The sequence below is a fragment of the Xenorhabdus budapestensis genome (assembly GCF_002632465.1).
GTDB classification, from domain to species: Bacteria; Pseudomonadota; Gammaproteobacteria; order Enterobacterales; family Enterobacteriaceae; genus Xenorhabdus; species Xenorhabdus budapestensis.
In genome coordinates this window covers 1-816 of sequence record NZ_NIBS01000110.1, presented here as the reverse complement: position 1 = coordinate 816, position 816 = coordinate 1, and the positions used below count along the sequence as shown (strand labels likewise).

Below are 816 nucleotides of genomic sequence, written 5' to 3'. Positions count from 1 at the left end.
TTGCACTCGCCAGTTCGTCTTTTTCGGCCGCATGAGCCCGTGGCATACACAACACAGCCAGCCCCAGCAGACCGACAGAACAAGATAGCGAAAAGCCAGCGCGCATAAATATTCACCTCGTCATGGATTTCAAAATGCCGAGGATGCGGTGTTTTTTACCTGCGGTCAGCAATAAACTCTTTATGCTTTGGTAAAAATTAGCTAAATAGTCTGACTAATTTATTGGGTTAACGATTTAATAATGAAGGAAGACACATGCTGCGGATTGATTTAAACGTCCCCGACGATGAATACGAGCAGGTACGCAAGCTGGGCGCGCACTGGGATGCGGCAGCCCAAACCTGGTATATCGACAACAGTTTTGACCCGACCCCGTTTATGAACTGGTTACCGTTCTACAATGTCCATGCTGAATTCTGGTATCTGGCCCAAACCCAGACGCCATGCCCACACTGCCATCAACATACCACCGTCACCGCGTTTATGCTGCCTGCCGGGCATAAGATGCTGGAAACGGATGATGACGATGAAGATGACGACGAAACCAACGCTGAAGTTGACTACTCAGAGCAGGACAGCCCGGCGTTTCTGTTTTATATCGCCGATATTCCCACTATTGTGCGTAGCGTGTTGCCCGGTTTTCATCACACCCTGCGCAAAGCGGTCAGCCAACGGCTGCGCAGACAGCACTGGATAAACCATTGCGAACACTGTGGGGCACAGCAGGATGATACCGACCTGTTTGCGGAAGTCGGTGGGGCATTTTTCCCAGCTTCCAAAGAGCAAGCGGCGGCTATTCAGCTTCACCGTATTGAT

Annotated in this window: 1 protein-coding gene; it reads left to right on the top strand. The window is 50.6% G+C overall.

Annotated elements, in window-relative coordinates:
* Window positions 1–255 precede the first annotated feature (255 nt).
* Window positions 256–816: DUF5710 domain-containing protein (locus Xbud_RS19105; RefSeq protein ID WP_099137544.1), on the top strand; the 561-nt coding region annotated here is incomplete at its 3' end.